This window comes from Streptomyces sp. DG2A-72, from assembly GCF_030499575.1.
Lineage (GTDB): Bacteria > Actinomycetota > Actinomycetes > Streptomycetales > Streptomycetaceae > Streptomyces.
On sequence record NZ_JASTLC010000001.1, the window covers coordinates 2,751,953 to 2,766,401 of the forward strand.

11 protein-coding genes and 5 pseudogenes are annotated in these 14,449 nt (G+C 69.5%); 9 read left to right on the top strand and 7 right to left on the bottom strand.

Going from position 1 to position 14,449, the window contains the following annotated elements; translation table 11 throughout:
• Positions 1-16: 16 nt before the first annotated feature.
• Positions 17-1,288 carry an extracellular solute-binding protein gene (locus tag QQY66_RS13160; protein WP_301979458.1) on the bottom strand — a complete coding sequence of 424 codons (1,272 nt, stop codon included), beginning with the start codon at positions 1,286-1,288 and terminating at the stop codon, positions 17-19.
• Positions 1,289-1,668: 380 nt separating this feature from the next.
• On the opposite strand from QQY66_RS13160, the gene QQY66_RS13165 reads away from it, so the two are divergent.
• Positions 1,669-2,715 (top strand): LacI family DNA-binding transcriptional regulator, encoded by a 1,047-nt coding sequence (locus tag QQY66_RS13165; RefSeq protein ID WP_301979459.1) that lies wholly within the window; start codon positions 1,669-1,671, stop codon positions 2,713-2,715.
• A gap of 130 nt (positions 2,716-2,845) precedes the next feature.
• Positions 2,846-3,823 carry a phosphatase PAP2 family protein gene (locus QQY66_RS13170; protein ID WP_301979460.1) on the top strand — a complete coding sequence of 326 codons (978 nt, stop codon included), beginning with the start codon at positions 2,846-2,848 and terminating at the stop codon, positions 3,821-3,823.
• On the opposite strand, the pseudogene QQY66_RS13175 reads toward QQY66_RS13170, so the two are convergent.
• Together QQY66_RS13175 and QQY66_RS13180 are read right to left on the bottom strand one after the other, a co-directional pair.
• Positions 3,717-4,059 (bottom strand): annotated as a pseudogene (locus QQY66_RS13175) (amidohydrolase); the annotation flags it as partial. The gene QQY66_RS13170 and the pseudogene QQY66_RS13175 overlap by 107 nt on opposite strands.
• Positions 4,060-4,063: 4 nt before the next feature.
• Positions 4,064-4,327, bottom strand: a pseudogene (locus QQY66_RS13180) (amino acid transporter); the annotation flags it as partial.
• Between the two features lie 62 nt (positions 4,328-4,389).
• Between QQY66_RS13180 and QQY66_RS13185 the strand changes: the two are divergent.
• A pseudogene (locus tag QQY66_RS13185) lies at positions 4,390-4,932 on the top strand (TetR/AcrR family transcriptional regulator C-terminal domain-containing protein); the annotation flags it as partial.
• A 26-nt stretch (positions 4,933-4,958) separates the two neighbouring features.
• Here QQY66_RS13185 and QQY66_RS13190 read toward each other — a convergent pair.
• The gene (locus tag QQY66_RS13190; protein WP_301979461.1) at positions 4,959-7,955 is read right to left on the bottom strand and encodes a bifunctional [glutamine synthetase] adenylyltransferase/[glutamine synthetase]-adenylyl-L-tyrosine phosphorylase; all 2,997 of its coding nucleotides are present in this window, start codon (positions 7,953-7,955) and stop codon (positions 4,959-4,961) included.
• Between the two features lie 131 nt (positions 7,956-8,086).
• Between QQY66_RS13190 and QQY66_RS13195 the strand changes: the two genes are divergently transcribed.
• Positions 8,087-8,599 (top strand): pyridoxamine 5'-phosphate oxidase family protein, encoded by a 513-nt coding sequence (locus tag QQY66_RS13195; protein WP_301979463.1) that lies wholly within the window; start codon positions 8,087-8,089, stop codon positions 8,597-8,599.
• Between the two features lie 29 nt (positions 8,600-8,628).
• Positions 8,629-9,081, top strand: a complete 453-nt coding sequence (locus tag QQY66_RS13200) for a VOC family protein (RefSeq protein WP_301979465.1) — start codon at positions 8,629-8,631, stop codon at positions 9,079-9,081.
• A 66-nt stretch (positions 9,082-9,147) separates the two neighbouring features.
• On the opposite strand, the gene QQY66_RS13205 is transcribed toward QQY66_RS13200, so the two are convergent.
• Positions 9,148-9,984: a helix-turn-helix transcriptional regulator gene (locus tag QQY66_RS13205; RefSeq protein ID WP_301979467.1), complete on the bottom strand. Its 837-nt coding sequence runs from the start codon at positions 9,982-9,984 to the stop codon at positions 9,148-9,150.
• Between the two features lie 117 nt (positions 9,985-10,101).
• On the opposite strand from QQY66_RS13205, the gene QQY66_RS13210 reads away from it, so the two are divergent.
• The gene (locus QQY66_RS13210) at positions 10,102-11,166 is read left to right on the top strand and encodes an aldo/keto reductase (protein ID WP_301979469.1); all 1,065 of its coding nucleotides are present in this window, start codon (positions 10,102-10,104) and stop codon (positions 11,164-11,166) included.
• Between the two features lie 199 nt (positions 11,167-11,365).
• On the opposite strand, the pseudogene QQY66_RS13215 reads toward QQY66_RS13210, so the two are convergent.
• Positions 11,366-11,452: pseudogene (locus QQY66_RS13215) on the bottom strand (glutamine synthetase); the annotation flags it as partial.
• Positions 11,453-11,646: 194 nt separating this feature from the next.
• Between QQY66_RS13215 and QQY66_RS13220 the strand changes: the two are divergent.
• A pseudogene (locus QQY66_RS13220) lies at positions 11,647-12,421 on the top strand (IS5 family transposase); the annotation flags it as partial.
• A gap of 104 nt (positions 12,422-12,525) precedes the next feature.
• Here QQY66_RS13220 and QQY66_RS13225 read toward each other — a convergent pair.
• On the bottom strand, positions 12,526-13,605 hold the full coding sequence (locus QQY66_RS13225) for an IS630 family transposase (RefSeq protein ID WP_301979471.1): 1,080 nt from the start codon (positions 13,603-13,605) through the stop codon (positions 12,526-12,528).
• Between the two features lie 47 nt (positions 13,606-13,652).
• Here QQY66_RS13225 and QQY66_RS13230 point away from each other — a divergent pair, with 47 nt between their 5' ends.
• The gene (locus tag QQY66_RS13230; protein ID WP_301987766.1) at positions 13,653-13,979 is read left to right on the top strand and encodes a hypothetical protein; all 327 of its coding nucleotides are present in this window, start codon (positions 13,653-13,655) and stop codon (positions 13,977-13,979) included.
• Between the two features lie 2 nt (positions 13,980-13,981).
• The gene (locus QQY66_RS13235; protein WP_301987290.1) at positions 13,982-14,380 is read left to right on the top strand and encodes an MBL fold metallo-hydrolase; all 399 of its coding nucleotides are present in this window, start codon (positions 13,982-13,984) and stop codon (positions 14,378-14,380) included.
• Positions 14,381-14,449 lie beyond the last annotated feature (69 nt).

Here is a 14,449-nt window from a genome sequence, read left to right on the forward strand (position 1 = left end):
CGACGGCCATGCGGGGTCACTTGCTGAAGTCCGGCACCAGCTTGGCGATCGCGGTCTCAGCGTTGCGCAGGCCGTCGTCCAGGGACGCCTTGCCACCGGCGATGCCGTTCAGCTCGGTGTCGAGCGGGGTCCACAGGGAGCTGTACTCGGGCAGTGCCGGGCGCGGCTGGGCTACGGACAGGACACCCTGGTAGCCGGCGATGCCCGGGTCGGCCTTGACCTCGGCGGTGTAGGCGTCGTCGCGGGTGGGCAGCGTGGAGTTCTTCAGGGCGATGGTCTCCTGGGACTTCGCCGAGGTCATGAACTTCACGAACTTCAGCGCGGCCTGCTGCTTCGACTCGTCGGAGCCGGCGTACACGGAGAGGTTGTGGCCGCCGGTCGGGGCGCCCGCCTTGCCGGTGGAGCCGGCCGGGACGGTGGTGATGCCGAGGTTGGCCTTGTCCTTGAACGCGGAGCCCTTGTAGAAGTTGGTGATCTCCCATGGGCCCTGGATGATCGCGGCGACCTTGCCGCTGACGAACGCGTCCTGGATGTGGGCGTAGGCGTCGGCGGTGGTGTCGGCCTTGTGCAGGCCCTTGCCGTCGAAGAGGTCCAGCCAGGTGCCGTACGCCTTCTTGGCCTCGGCCGAGTTGACGGTGATCTTCTTGGCGTCGGCGTCGACGGTGTCGGTGCCCTCGCCATAGAGGAAGGGCTGGGCGTAGTAGCCCGCGGTGGAGCCCCAGTAGCCGTCGACGCCGGTCTTGTCCTTGATCGTGGCAGCGGCCTTCTTCAGGTCGTCCCAGGTCTTCGGGGCCTCGACGCCGGCCTTGTCGAAGAGTTCCTTGTTGTAGACCAGCGCGAGGGTGTCGGTGACGAGCGGCACGCCGTAGGTCTTGTCCTCGTACTTGGCCTGCTCGATCAGGCTGGGCTGGAACTTGCTCTCGTCGGCGAGGGCCTCGGTGCCGTCCAGCGGAAGGAAGAAGCCCTTCTTGGCGAAGGCGGGCGTCCAGCCGACCTCGGAGCGCAGCACGTCCGGGGCGCCGCTGGCACCGGCGGCGGTGTCGAACTTGTTCTGCGCCTGGTCGAAGGGGACGTTGACGTAGTTGACCTTGATGTCCTTGTTGGCGGCCTCGAACTCCTTGACCAGGGCCTGGTACGTCGGCGCCTCATTCGTGGCGTTGGAGGTGTCCCACCAGGTGATGGTGACCGGACCGTCGGCCTTGTCGCCGCTGTCGCTGTCTGAGCCGCAGGCCGTCGCCGCGAGAGCGAGGGACGCCACCAGCGCGGTGGCCGCTATGCCACGCCGCATGAGTTCTCCTTGAGGGTTAAAGCCCGAGTGGTGCAGGGGGCGGTCCCGTCGTCCGTCCCTGCGACTTGCCGACTGCGCCGTTGCGGCGGCCGGGCGTCGAGAACGTAACAGCGATGTAAGCATCGCGAAAGTCCTTGCAGCAAAAATGCGCAAGACGTCTCTGAAGTTATCCGGGCGTGACCTGTCGTCGACCGCTGTGAGACCGTTGTTCTGCGGGGTTGAGCGGGCATGGACGGTGCTGTGCAAGACTCTGCAAACTCTTGCCGTTCGTTTCCCGAGGGGACGCCATGCCGCAGCAACCCGCACCGCGCAGGTCAACCACCCGCGCCCGGCGTCCGGTCGGTGTGCAAGGCGTGGGACGGCCGGTACAGTCCAACCCCGTGACCACACGGCTTGCCGACATCGCTGCTCAGGCGGGGGTGAGCGAAGCGACCGTCAGCCGCGTCCTCAACGGGAAGCCGGGCGTCGCCGCCACCACCCGCCAGTCCGTGCTGGCCGCGCTGGACGTGCTCGGCTACGAGCGCCCCGTGCGGCTGCGGCAGCGCAGCGAGGGCCTGGTGGGCCTGATCACCCCGGAGCTGGAGAACCCGATATTCCCGGCGCTGGCCCAGGTGATCGGCCAGGCGCTGACGCGGCAGGGCTACACACCGGTGCTGGCCACCCAGACCCCGGGCGGTTCGACGGAGGACGAGCTGACCGAGATGCTCGTCGACCGGGGCGTCGCCGGGATCATCTACGTCTCCGGACTGCACGCCGACACCACCGCCGACATGCAGCGCTACGAGCAGTTGCGCGCGCAGGGCGTGCCGTTCGTGCTCGTCGACGGCTTCTCCCCCAAGGTGCAGGCGCCGTTCATCTCGCCGGACGACCGCGCCGCGATGACCCTGGCGGTCACGCATCTGGTGTCGCTCGGCCACACCCGGATCGGCCTCGCGCTCGGCCCGAAGCGGTTCGTGCCGGTCCAGCGGAAGATCGAGGGCTTCGTCCGCGCCGTACAGGACCAGCTCGGGCTGGCCACGGACACGATCGAGACGGAGCTGGTCCAGCACTCCCTCTACACGCTGGAGGGCGGCCAGGCGGCGGCCACCGCACTCATCGGCCGCAGCTGTACGGCGGTGGTGTGCGCCAGCGACATGATGGCGCTGGGCGCGATACGGGCGGCCCGGCAGAACGGTCTGGAAGTCCCCCGGGACATCTCGGTGGTGGGCTTCGACGACTCCCCGCTGATCGCCTTCACCGACCCGCCCCTGACGACGGTCCGCAAGCCGGTTCCGGCGATGGGGCAGGCGGCGGTGCGGACGTTGCTGGAGGAGATCGGCGGGACGCCCGCGCCGCACAGTGAGTTCGTGTTCATGCCGGAGCTGGTGGTGCGCGGTTCCACGGCTTCGGCGCCTGGTGAGAGGAGCGGGGACCGGAGTCGTCCCTGAGGCGGAGAACTTCCCTCCGTGGCAGTGCGCTGGTAGGAGGATGCGGCCTACGGTCGTCGTAGGACGTGCAGCCCGAACCCGACCAGGGGATGATCGGAGGGCGAAGGCTTTTCTGGCAGACTCTGTGCCCATGGGTGAGACGACCGTGACGACCGCCGAGGAAGGCCGCGAAGAGGCCGTTCCGCACCCTGTCACGGTCGAAACCGGGCCCGGTCCGCTGAGCAGGCTGCGCACTCCGCGGCGGCCCCGGCTGTGGTTCGAGATCCTTCTGATCGCGGTGAGTTACTGGACGTACTCACTGATCCGCAACGCCGTCCCGGAGCAAAAGGGACAGGCTCTGAGCAACGCCGACTGGCTCTGGCGGCTCGAGCACGATCTCGGCATCGCCGTCGAGGAATCCGTCAACCACGCGGTGGACTCGGTGACTTGGCTCATCGTCGGCATGAACTACTACTACGCGACACTGCACTTCGTGGTCACTCTCGGTGTCCTCGTGTGGCTGTTCCGCAGTCATCCCGGCCGCTATGCGGCGACCCGGATGGTGCTCTTCGCGACGACAGGTGTGGCCCTCGTCGGTTACTACCTGTATCCGCTCGCCCCGCCGCGGCTCATGAACGGCCAGAGCTTCATCGACACGGTGATGGTCCACCACACCTGGGGTTCGATGGCCTCCGGCGACCTGAAGAACATGTCCAACCAGTACGCCGCGATGCCGTCGATGCACATCGGCTGGTCGGTCTGGTCCGGCCTGACGATCTTCGCGCTGGCCTCGATCCCGTGGGTTCGTGTCCTGGGCATGCTCTACCCGGTGGCCACGCTCATCGTGATCGTCGCCACCGCCAACCACTTCTGGCTGGACGCCGTCGGCGGCCTGATGTGCCTCGCCTTCGGCTACGCGGTGGCGCGGGTCTGGTACGGGACGTTGCCTTACTCCTTGCCGAGGCTGGTGCCTGTGCGAAGTCCGGGCAGGGCGCTGTTGCCGGGAAGGTCCAAGGCGGCCTCTACTCCCCCCGGTGCACCACGTGACCACCGGTCACCGTCAGTCGTACCGGTGCCTGAGCCACCTCGTCCCCGGGAGCCGTCACCGGGTCCACCCCGAAGGCCGTGAGGCCCGCCCGAGCCGAAGCGGCGCCCTTCGGGCCGCGTGCCGTCGCCAGGACCGTCCGTACGTCGTAGTGGGCGATCGGCCGGTCCGAGCCCAGGGCGACCGTCGCGCCCGCGTCCCGCAGATCGCGCAGACGCCAGGCGTGGGCGGCCCGGGCCGGCGCCCAGGCGGCGGGACCACTCGTCGGTGCCGTCGGCGCGGGTGTAGGCGGTGTGCGGCGGCTGCAGGGAGGCGGCCACCCTACGCGTAGAAGGCGCCGCCGCTTTTGACGTGCCGGCTCATGCTCGTGAAGCCGACAGCGAAGACGGTGAGAGTGATGCCGGCGACGAGGTAGCCGACCGGGGCGCCGATGCCGCCGAGCAGGATCGCGAGCGGAGCGACGCCGGCCATGACGGTGAGCGGGGCGGCGGCGGAGACGGCGTAGAAGGCGATGTCGGCGGTGCCGCGGAGGCCGGCCGTGGCGGGCGGCGTCTTCTCCGCGGGGATGTCGGAGGCGGTCACGGACATGGGGAAGCCCTTCGAGCGGCGGACAGAGCGATACTCGGAGCCAACGGAGCACCGTTGACCTGGGCGATTCCAACGTGCCGCAGATCGCCAAGCGGCTCGGCGCGCAGACCGGCTCGGTGTATCACCATGTGGACGGCCGGGACGGCATCGTGGAACTGCTGCGCGAGCGGGTCGCGTCCGTGATCGACGCCGGGACGCTGTCCCTGGCGCCCTGGGACACGGCGCTGGAGGCCTGGGCGCGCTCCTACCGTGCCGCGTTCGCCGCACACCCGAAGGCGATCCCGCTGCTGATGACGTCACCGATGCGGGCGCCGCGCGTCCTGGAGCAGTACGAGCGGGCGGTGACGCTGCTCCTGGACGCCGGGTTCGCCCCCGCCGACGTCATGCCGCTCCTCGTAGCCCTGGAGAACCTGGTCCTGGGCTCGGCGCTCGACCTCGCGGCCCCGGAGACGATGTGGGAACTGACGCCGGACGCGCCGACGCCCCGGCTGGCGGAGGCGCTGGCGGCGGTGGGAGAAGGGCGGGCGGACCGGGCGTTCGAGGTGGGGCTGGAGGGGCTGATGACTCATGCTCGTGCGCTGAGGGTGCACGCGAAGAAGCGCTGAGGGTTCAGCAAGGTCGGTCTGCGGGTTCACGCCCCGTAGAACAGCTCCTCCACCACACCCCGCGCCCGCCTCGCCGTACGCCGGTACGCGTCGAGCATGTCGCCGACGTGTCCCGGGCCGTACCCCAAGTACCGCCCCACGGCGGCCATTTCACGTCCGTGCGACGGGAACGTGTCCCCGGCTCGGCCGCGCACCAGCATCACCGCGTTCCGCACCCGCGTCGCCAGCACCCACGCCTCGTCCAGGGTCGCCGCGTCCTCGCCGGAGACGAGTCCGGCGGCGCAGGCTGCGGCGAGGGCCTCGCGGGTGCGGGTGGTGCGCAGGCCCGGCTCGGCCCAGCCGTGGTGCAACTGGAAGAGCTGGACGGTCCATTCGACGTCGGAGAGCCCGCCGGGCCCGAGCTTGGTGTGCAGCTTCGGGTCGGCGCCGCGCGGCATCCGCTCGGACTCCATACGGGCCTTCAGACGCCGGATCTCACGGACGGCGTCGTCGCCGAGTCCCTCCGCCGGATACCGCAGCGGGTCGATCAGCTCGATGAAGCGCCGCCCCAAGTCCTCGTCGCCGGCGACGACTTCGGCCCGCAGCAGTGCCTGTGACTCCCAGACCAGGGACCAGCGGCGGTAGTAGGCCTCGTACGACTTCAACGACCGTACGAGCGTCCCGGACTTGCCCTCCGGTCGCAGGTCCGCGTCGATCAGCAGCGGCGGGTCGGCGCTCGGGATCTGGAGCAGTCGCCGCATCTCGGAGACGACCTTGTTCGCGGCGTCCGCGGCCTCCCGCTCCTCGACGCCTTCCCGCGGCTCGTGCACGAACAGGACGTCCGCGTCGGAGCCGTAGCCGAGTTCGTGCCCGCCGAAGCGGCCCATGCCGATGATCGCGAACCGGGTGGGCAGCTCCTCGCCCCAGCCCTCGCGGACGACGGCGCGCAGGGTGCCGGCGAGGGTGGCGGCCGTGAGGTCGGAGATCGCGCCGCCGACCCGGTCCACCAGGGCGCCCTGGTCCGCCTCGGCGGGCTGGGCCTCGGTGCCGTACGAGCCGACGATGTCGGCGGCGGCCGTACGGAACAGCTCGCGGCGGCGGACGCCACGGGCGGCCGTCACCGCCTGGACGGCACCGGCGGCGCGGCCGACCGCGGCGAGGATCTCCTGCTCCAGATGGGCGTGGGAGCGGGGGGCGAGGCCGCCGCCGTCACCGTCGCCGAGCAGCGCCACCGCTTCCGGCGCGCGCATCAGCAGGTCGGGCGCGAGGCGGCCGGCGGACAGCACACGGGCGAGATTCTCGGCCGCGGCGCCCTCGTCCCGCAGCAGCCGCAGATACCAGGGCGTTTTGCCGAGCGCGTCCGACACCTTGCGGAAGTTGAGCAGTCCCGCGTCCGGGTCGGCGGAGTCGGCGAACCAGCCGAGCAGCACGGGCAGCAGCGTGCGCTGGATCGCGGCCTTTCGGGTGACGCCCGAGGCCAGCGCCTCCAGGTGGCGCAGGGCGGAGGCCGGGTCGGCGTAGCCGAGGGCGACCATGCGTTCGCGGGCGGCTTCGGGGCTCAACCGGGCTTCGCCGGGGGCCAGTTGGGCGACGGCGTCGAGCAGTGGCCGGTAGAAGAGCTTCTCGTGCAGCCGTCGTACGACACTGCCGTGCCGCTTCCACTCGCGGTTCAGCTCGGCGACCGGATCGGTGCGCAGGCCCAGCGAGCGGCCGATGCGGCGCTGGTCCGCCTCGTCATTGGGGACAAGGTGGGTGCGGCGCAGCCGGTAGAGCTGGATGCGGTGCTCCATGGAGCGCAGGAAACGGTAGGCACTGTCGAGCTGGACGGCGTCGGCGCGACCGACGTACCCGCCGGCGGCGAGCGCCTGGAGGGCGTCCAGAGTCGTACCACTGCGAAGAGAGGCGTCGGCACGCCCGTGCACCAACTGCAGCAGCTGTACGGCGAATTCGACGTCCCGCAGCCCGCCCGGACCGAGCTTCAGTTCCCGGTCGACCTCGGCGACCGGGATGTTCTCGACGACCCGGCGGCGCATCTTCTGTACATCGGCTACGAAGTTCTCGCGCTCGGCGGCCTTCCAGACGAGCGGTTCGAGAGCAGAGACGTACTCCTCGCCGAGCTCGATGTCGCCGGCCACCGGGCGGGCCTTGAGCAGCGCCTGGAACTCCCATGTCTTGGCCCAGCGCTGGTAGTAGGCGAGATGGCTGCTCAGCGTGCGGACCAGGGGACCGTTTCTGCCCTCGGGCCGCAGATTGGCGTCCACGGGCCAGATCGAGCCCTCGACGGTGGTCTCGGAGCAGATCCGCATCATGTGCGAGGCCAGCTTGGTGGCGGAGCGCAGCGCTTTGCCCTCGTCGGCGCCCTCGACGGCTTCGCCCACGAAGATCACGTCGACGTCGGACACGTAGTTCAGCTCATGGCCGCCGCACTTGCCCATCGCGATCACCGCGAGCCGGCACGAGGCGGCGTCGTCGGGCGCGGCGGCGCGGGCGATGGCGAGGGCGGCGCGCAGGGTCGCGGTGGCCAGGTCGGCGAGTTCGGCCGCGGTCTCGGCGACATCGGTGGTGCCGCACACGTCACGGGCGGCGATGGACAGCAGACAGCGCCGGTAGGCGACGCGCAGGGTGACCGGGTCGCCGGCCTCGGCGAGACCGCGCTCGAACTCCGCCACCCCGGGGTGCAGGTCGCGCGGCTCGTACGTGACGAGCGCCTGCCAGTCCTTGGGGTGCCGGGCGAGGTGATCGGCGAGCGCGGCGGAGGCCCCGAGCACACCGAGCAGCCGGTCCCGCAGCGGTTTCGCCGCTATCACCGTGTCGAGCAGCTCGCGCTGCGCCAGGGGGCCGGGCTGCACCTCCAGCAGCCGGACCAGACCGTGCAGCGCGAGATCCGGGTCGGCGGTCGCGCCCAGCGCCTCCAGCAGCACCGGATCGTTCCGCATCGGCGACAGCTCCACGCCGTCCAGAAGCCGCTCGGCGGCCGAGGGATCGGTGAAACCGTGCCGCAGCAGCCGAGTGAAGGTACTGCTCCTGCGCCCCGGCGCCGTCATGCCCCGCCTCCTGTCGGATCAAGGTCGTACCCGCTTGAGCCTAACCGCAGAGCCTGAGAGAAGCGCCGATGAGTTCTGCCGCTGCGGACGGTCTGCCCTGTGGAGGGACATACGGCAGTTGGAGGCAGCTCATGACCGACACCACCCCGCAGACCCGACTGGACACCCGCTACAGCGAAGAGACGGCCACCGCGACCCCCTGGCCGGAAGCCGAGAAGCAGCTCACCGAGGCCGAGCTGTTCTGGATCTCGACCGTACGACCGGACGGGCGCCCGCACGTCACCCCGCTGCCCGCGGTCTGGGTACACGGCGCGCTGCACTTCTGCACCGGCCCCGAAGAGCGCAAGGCCCGCAACCTGGCCGAGAACCCCCATGTCGTCCTCACGACGGGCACGAGCACCTGGAACAAGGGGTACGACCTCGTGGTCGAGGGCGAGGCGCGGCGGGTCACGGACGACGCGGCGCTGCGCGAACTCGCGGCCCTCTGGGAGACGAAATACGGCCCCTTCTGGCACTTCGAGGTGCGGAACGGCTGCTTCCACCACGGATCGGGGCACGCTTACGTCTTTTCGGTGGCGCCGGTCACCGTTTTCGGCTTCGGTAAGGGGGAGCCGTTCAGCCAGACCCGCTGGCGGTTCGGCTGACGTGCCAACGGCGACCTGGAGGACCAGCGATGCAGTACACGCTCGAAGTGATCCCGCTGCCCGTGAGCGACATCGACCGAGCCCGCGACTTCTACCGCGACAAGGTCGGCTTCCACGTCGACATCGACCAGGAGGTCATGCCGGGCATGCGCATCGTCCAGCTGACCCCTCCCGGCTCCGGCTGCTCGATCGCCCTCGGCGACAGCATCTGGGACCTCACCAAGGGCGAGACCAAGCCCGAACCCGGCTCCTACCAGGGCCTCCAGCTCTGCGTCGCCGACATCAAGGCGGCGCACGCCGAGCTGCTCGAACGCGGGCTGGATGTCTCCGAGCCGACCCAGTACTCCCCCGACGACGGCGCGACGTTCATGTACTTCAGGGACCCGGACGGGAATGGCTGGTCGATCCAGGAGTACCGCCGCAGGGCGACGGAGCCGTTGCATCAGGTGCTGACGGAACAGGCAAAGCAAGGCCAGCAGTAGCGCCCCCTAAGGGGCGCGGGGAACTGCGCGACCAGCCCTCACCGGCCGCAACCGTGACACGCGCCCCTACGGTCGTGCGCACAACCCGTCCAACGCCAACCGGCTCTCCTCGTCCGCGGCGCGAAAGATCACCAACCGCTGATCCGGATCATGAAGCGGCACCAGCACTTCGAAATGCGCCGCGATCACGCCGACGTCAGGATGCCGCATCATCTTGCGCCCGCGACCATTGACCTTGATGTCCCGCTCGGCCCACAATCGCGCGAATTCCTCGTCGCGAGTGATGAATTCGGCAATGCGGTCGGTCAACGCCCGATCTTCCGGATGCGCGGCCCACGCAGCGCGCAGGTGCGCGATTCCCTCCCGCACGACACGTTCCCGGTCGACGTAGAACTCGCGTATCTCCGGATGCATCAGGCACAGCCAGATCGCATTGCGCCGCGCCGGAGGCAGGGTGTCGAAATCCAGGAGCAGCCTCGTCATTTCGCGGTTCCAGGCCAGGATGTCGTAGCGGTGGTTCATCAGCATGGCCGGTAGCGGCGACAGGTCGGCGACCATCCGGGCCAGCGGCGGCGCCGCGGTGGTGGCGGGCTTGTCGGCGTTGCGGGGGCGCTGCTGGGCCAGGTTGAAGAGGTAGGCGCGTTCGACGGGGGCCAGGTGCAGCGCCCGGGCCAGCGCCTCCACCACGTCCGCCGAGGGTCGCAGCCCGCGGCCCTGTTCCAGCCGCACGATGTAGTCGACGCTGACCCCGGCCAGTTCAGCGACCTCTTCGCGGCGCAGTCCCGGGGTCCGCCGGGCCTGCCGACGCGACGGCAGACCGAGATCGTGCGGATCCAGCCGTTCGCGCCGGGTCCGCAGGAACGCGGCCAGCTCCTGTGTGGTGTCCACGGTGTGGGTCGTCATGTCCGGTCCAACAGCCAGGGTAGGACCGGCGTTCCCAGGAACGTCCATCCCTTACCCCCGGCTCGCGGCGGTCACAGCCTTGTGCTCGGCAACGGATCACGAGCACAGGAGGACACCATGTCGCTCACCCTCGACACCTACCGGCTGCTGGGCCGCTCCGGGCTGCGGGTCTCACCGCTGGCGCTGGGCGCGGCGACCTTCGGCACCGAGTGGGGCTGGGGCGCCGAGCAGGACGAGGCACGCAAGCTGTTCGACCTCTATGTCGAGCGAGGCGGCAACTTCATCGACACCGCCAACACCTACACCTACGGCAGCTCCGAGCGCCTGCTGGGCGAATTCACCCGCGACAACCGCGAAAGCCTGGTGCTGGCAACGAAATACACGACGCTGCGCCGGCCCGGCGACCCGAATTCCGGGGGCAGTCACCGCAAGAGCCTCTTCGCTTCGGTGGAAGCGAGTCTGCGACAGCTCAATACGGACTACATCGATCTGCTCTACCTGCACGTGTGGGATTTCACGACACCGGTCGAGGAGATCCTGCGCGGCATGGACGATCTGGTCCGGCAGGGCAAGATCTTGTACGTGGCGATCTGTAACGCCCCGGCCTGGCAGGTGTCGCGCATGCAGGCGATCGCCGACCTGCGCGGCTGGTCGCCGCTGGTCGCGCTGCAGATCGAATACAACCTGATCGAGCGCACCGGGGAACGTGACCTGATCCCCATGGCACGCGAGATGGGGCTGGGTGTGATCCCGTATTCACCCCTGGCCGGCGGGGTGCTCACCGGCAAGTACAGCCGCGACGACCTGACCGGGACGAACGCCGCATCCGACGACGGCACCCGCAAGAGCTTCAACCTCGCCTTGGGCACGCTCACCGAACGCAACCTCGCCCTTGCCGATGTCGTGAAAGAGGTCGCCACGGACCTGGGCCGCACACCCGCCCAGGTCGGTCTGGCCTGGACCCTGCGGAACCCGGACGTGACGGCCCCGATCATCGGCGCCCGCACCCCCGCGCAGCTGGAGGACAATCTGGGCGCCCTGGAGATCGACTTCACCACCGCCCAACTGACCCGCCTCGACGAGGCCGGCACGATCGGACTCGGCTACCCGCACGACCTGCTCGCCAGCGACCACATCCGCAAGGTGACCGCAGGCGACCTGAAGATCGAAACCCGCCGCTGATCCCCGATCGAGCGCCGAGGGCAGCACAACCGCCGTCCTCGGGGCGATCTGCGCAGGGCCTGAGGTCGGTTGTGTGAGCGGGCGGATCTTGGTCGTGGTTGATCACGTTCTGCAGGGCGTAGTTGACGACCAAGATCCACGTCACGGTTGAGCAGGGCCGGTCCTGGAGGCGGCCGGCTGAGCCCGCCGTACAGGCCCCTCACAGAACCGGCAGAGACTTCCGCAGCTCGAAAGCCGTCACCTCGGAGCGGTACTCCTCCCACTCCTGCCGCTTATTGCGCAGGAAGTGACGCTGACCTGGCGTGACGTCGCTCGATCGACGTCGGCGCAGCGCTGACGTGGGCTCGAACGGTCGTCGTTGGTCGTTGTTGGTCACTGTGGGCCGCCCTTCGACGGCCCACAGACGGCCCCGCTTCAGCGCCGCGACAGACTTCTAGGGCCTGTTTGAGATGTTGACCAAGGCCGTGGAACGATCTTGGGATGGCTCGTGGCGATCTGACGGACGAACAGTGGGCGCGGCTGGAGCGTCTGTTGCCGCCAGTCGCGAAGATGGGCCGGCCGCCACGGGATCGGCGGCAGGTCTTCGACGGGATCTGGTGGAGTGCTCGCACTGGCTCGCACTGGCGGGACATACCCGAGCGGTACGGCCCATGGGAGACCGCTTACACGCTGTTCCGTCACTGGCAGATCGACGGCATCTGGGCCCGGCCCTTGAAGGAACTACAGGTCAAGGCCGATGCTGCTGGGCACATTGAGTGGGAGGTATCGGTCGATTCCACGATCTGCCGAGCCCGACGACCAGACACTCGGCCGCTCGCGCGGTGGCCTGACGACCAAGATTCATCTGGCAGCCGACGCCTCCTTTCACGTCCTGGCCGCTGTGGTCACCGCTGGACAGCGGGCCGACGCCCCGGTGTTCACCGAGGTCATGGACCGCATCCGCGTTCCGCGGATCGGTGGCGGACATCCGCGCACCCGCCCAGCTCATGTCCTTGCCGACCGCGCGTACTCCTCTCGAAAGATCCGCGAGTACCTGCGTCGACGGCAGATCCCGCCCACCATTCCGGAGAAGCGCGACCAGGCCGACCATCGTCTTCGTCGGGGTTCGACCGGTTGCCGCCCGCCGGGGTTCGATCGCGAGCGATACAAGGCCAGGCACAAGGTCGAGTGCCGGATCGGGCTCCTTGAGCAGGCCCGAGGCGTCGCTACACGCTACGAGAAGCTCGCCGTCCGCTACGAGGCCACCGTCCAACTCACCCTTGATACGCCAGGCGCTGTGACCACATCTCAATCACGACCCAGGTGTCGTCCAGCGGCTGCACTAGTGCTGTTCCGCGTTAGTTCGTGGAGGGGCGTTGATCAGGCTGCTTTGAGTGGGGTGCCCTCGTAGGTCCAGCGGTAGGGCTTGGCGGTGTCGTTGTGCTTGATCACGTAGCTCTCCAGCTTGTCGATCAGGTCGTCGCAGCTGGTGAAGTCGCCGTTGCGCAGGACCCGGCGGGTCAGGGTGGAGAAGAACAGCTCGGCCTGGTTGAGCCAGGAAGCGTGCGGCGGGGTCCAGTGGACGTGCCAGCGCGGGTGCGCGGCCAGCCATGCTTTCGTTTGTCTGGCGGTGTGGGAGGAGCCGTTGTCGAGCACGACGTGGATCTCCTTGTCGGGGGCGATGGCCCGGTTCAGCTGGTCCAGGAACGCGGTGAAGGTGACCGCGTCGTTGCGGGCGATCACCTCGGTGAGTACTTCGCCGCTGGTCACGTCCAAGGTGGCAACGAGGGAAGCGGTGCCGTGGTGGCAGTACTCGAACTCCTGGCGAGCGAACACGCCGGGGGCGGCGGGGCGCCCGGGATACCGGCGCGAGCGGGCGGCGATCGCAGTCTTCTCGTCGATCGAGAGCACCACCGCGCCCTGGGGCGGGTCGAGGTAGAGGGCGCACACGTCCGCCGCGCGTTCCCAGAAGCCGGGAGTGTCGCGGCGGGTGAGCCAGCCGCGGACCTTGTGCGGCTTCAGGTCCAGATCCGCCAGGATCCGCCCGACCTGTGAGGCTGAGACCGGCGCGAAGCAGGTCACCGCAACCTGCGCGGCGATGGTCCGGTGCGACCAGGTCGCCTCGGGATGCGGCGGTGCGCTGGTGGCCGTGACCACGATCGCCACTCGCACGTCGGGCCCGTAGATCCTCGGCCGTCCCGACCGCCCGGCGTCCCGCAGCCCGTCCGGGCCGCCGGCGGCGAACCGGCCCCGCCACTTGCGCACCGTGTTCACGCTGACCGCCAGTTCCCGGGCTATCGCGCCGTTGGCCCGCCCGTCCGCCGCCGCGAGCACGATCCGGGCCCGCAGCACCGCCCGCACCTGGGACTTCGACGAACAGACCGTCCGTATCAGCCGCTCGCGGACCTCCCGATCGAGCACCACCGTGACCGCCGTCCCCACCCGTCCTTCACCCTGCACGGCAGACGATCATGGCGGACGGGTGCCACACCCGGCAGGACGGGCCCGTGCCGAAGAACCCCCCGGAATCGATGCAGCACCACCTGCGCCAGCGTCTGAACACCCACGCCCAGGCACGCTGGCCGCAATTGGCCCGGATCGACGTCCGCTTCCGCGCCGGATTCGCCTACGTGGCAGCCGAGCTGAAGGACGGGGAAGAACTACCTCTGTGCCGCCTACGCTTCACCGGCGCACTCCCCACCTGGGGCTTCGCCCTCTACCTCGCAAGCCGGGGCGGCTACCAGGACAACTTCCTGCCCGCAGCGCTGCCCTCCGGCAGTCCCGAAGACTGCCTCAACTGCGCCGGTGGCCTCTATCTCGACACCCCCGCCTGACCATCCCCAGCACCCCTCCACGAACTTGCGCGGGCAGCACTAGGTCGCCAGTTCCGCCCTCCGCCTGCCGTCTCCGCGGCACCCCAGTCAGTCAGACCCTCGAAGATGGAGACGTCATCGACCTCGGCGACCGGCGCTTCACCGTCCTGCACCTTCCCGGCCACAGCCCAGGCAGAATCGGCCTGTTCGACCCCGACACCGGCACCCTCTTCTCCGGCGACGTCATCCACGACGACCAGCTCCTCGACGACATCCACGGAGCCGACCCCGCTCGATACGTCACGACCATGGCCCGCCTGCGGGACCTGCCCGTCACCGTCTGCCGCCCGGGCCACGGCCCCTCGTTCGGGGCCGCCCGCCTCCGCGAGATCGCCGACGCCTACATCACCGACCGATGCTGATGCCCGAGATGGCGCAGGACGGACGAGCCGTCACGGCGCGGCGCGCAGGCGCCTCCGGTGACGATGGCT

Coding starts and splice junctions, on each gene's coding strand:
- QQY66_RS13160 (WP_301979458.1), bottom strand. CDS start 1,288: ATGCGGCGTGGCATAGCGGCCACCGCGCTGGTGGCGTCCCTCGCTCTC.
- QQY66_RS13170 (WP_301979460.1), top strand. CDS start 2,846: ATGGGTGAGACGACCGTGACGACCGCCGAGGAAGGCCGCGAAGAGGCC.
- QQY66_RS13190 (WP_301979461.1), bottom strand. CDS start 7,955: ATGACGGCGCCGGGGCGCAGGAGCAGTACCTTCACTCGGCTGCTGCGG.
- QQY66_RS13195 (WP_301979463.1), top strand. CDS start 8,087: ATGACCGACACCACCCCGCAGACCCGACTGGACACCCGCTACAGCGAA.
- QQY66_RS13200 (WP_301979465.1), top strand. CDS start 8,629: ATGCAGTACACGCTCGAAGTGATCCCGCTGCCCGTGAGCGACATCGAC.
- QQY66_RS13205 (WP_301979467.1), bottom strand. CDS start 9,984: ATGACGACCCACACCGTGGACACCACACAGGAGCTGGCCGCGTTCCTG.
- QQY66_RS13210 (WP_301979469.1), top strand. CDS start 10,102: ATGTCGCTCACCCTCGACACCTACCGGCTGCTGGGCCGCTCCGGGCTG.